The organism is Mesobacillus sp. MER 48 (genome assembly GCF_023714225.1).
GTDB classification, from domain to species: domain Bacteria; phylum Bacillota; class Bacilli; order Bacillales; family Cytobacillaceae; genus Mesobacillus; species Mesobacillus oceanisediminis_A.
This window is the reverse complement of the sequence record NZ_JAMAUR010000029.1, coordinates 1-981: the sequence shown is the minus strand read 5'-3', so window position 1 is coordinate 981 and position 981 is coordinate 1. Positions and strand designations below refer to the sequence as shown.

General features: G+C 47.5%; 8 tRNA genes. All 8 read right to left on the bottom strand.

The window, feature by feature from the left end:
- Nucleotides 1–197: 197 nt before the first annotated feature.
- Nucleotides 198–273 (bottom strand) — tRNA-Ala (locus M3593_RS23700).
- A gap of 13 nt (nucleotides 274–286) precedes the next feature.
- Nucleotides 287–363, bottom strand: a tRNA-Pro gene (locus M3593_RS23695).
- A 19-nt stretch (nucleotides 364–382) separates the two neighbouring features.
- A tRNA-Arg gene (locus M3593_RS23690) sits at nucleotides 383–459 on the bottom strand.
- Between the two features lie 22 nt (nucleotides 460–481).
- Nucleotides 482–570 (bottom strand) — tRNA-Leu (locus M3593_RS23685).
- 7 nt (nucleotides 571–577) lie between these two features.
- Nucleotides 578–652: transfer RNA gene (locus M3593_RS23680), tRNA-Gly, on the bottom strand.
- Nucleotides 653–672: 20 nt separating this feature from the next.
- A tRNA-Leu gene (locus M3593_RS23675) sits at nucleotides 673–757 on the bottom strand.
- Between the two features lie 18 nt (nucleotides 758–775).
- Nucleotides 776–851: transfer RNA gene (locus M3593_RS23670), tRNA-Lys, on the bottom strand.
- 7 nt (nucleotides 852–858) lie between these two features.
- A tRNA-Thr gene (locus M3593_RS23665) sits at nucleotides 859–934 on the bottom strand.
- Nucleotides 935–981: the final 47 nt, after the last annotated feature.

Sequence of the window (981 nt, the reverse complement as noted above, 5' to 3'; positions counted from 1 at the left end):
CAAACTCTCCAAGAAAGAGTTATGAGTTAGCTCATAAGTTAAAACGTTGGCTCATGTCTTCTATTAATAGAAGCATGATAATTTATTGTTTGTTGACGCTTGTTTGTTTAGTTTTCAAAGAACAATTTCACCGACCAGTTCATCAAGTCAGCCTTAATACACTAACATGAATGACTCATATGGTCAAATGGTATTTTTGGTGGAGCCTAGCGGGATCGAACCGCTGACCTCCTGCGTGCAAGGCAGGCGCTCTCCCAGCTGAGCTAAGGCCCCATATTAAATTGAATGGTCGGGAAGACAGGATTCGAACCTGCGACCCCTTGGTCCCAAACCAAGTGCTCTACCAAGCTGAGCTACTCCCCGTTCTATTGAGAAAAAATAATGGCGCGCCCGAAAGGAGTCGAACCCATAACCTTCTGATCCGTAGTCAGACGCTCTATCCAATTGAGCTACGGGCGCAAATATAATATTTTAGCTTGCTTGGTGCCGAGGACCGGAATCGAACCGGTACGGTAGTCACCTACCGCAGGATTTTAAGTCCTGTGCGTCTGCCAGTTCCGCCACCCCGGCTAAGAAATGGAGCGGAAGACGGGATTCGAACCCGCGACCCCAACCTTGGCAAGGTTGTATTCTACCACTGAACTACTTCCGCATATATAGTTTTTTAAAAAATGGTGCGGGTGAAGGGAGTCGAACCCCCACGCCTTGCGGCGCCAGATCCTAAGTCTGGTGCGTCTGCCAATTCCGCCACACCCGCATATTTTTTTAAGAAAACTGGTGAGCCATGAAGGACTCGAACCTTCGACCCTCTGATTAAAAGTCAGATGCTCTACCGACTGAGCTAATGGCTCGTACAAATGGTGCCGGCAAGAGGACTTGAACCCCCAACCTACTGATTACAAGTCAGTTGCTCTACCAATTGAGCTACACCGGCATTTGTAATTATTAAAGGAATATATGGTGGAGGATGACGGGATCGAA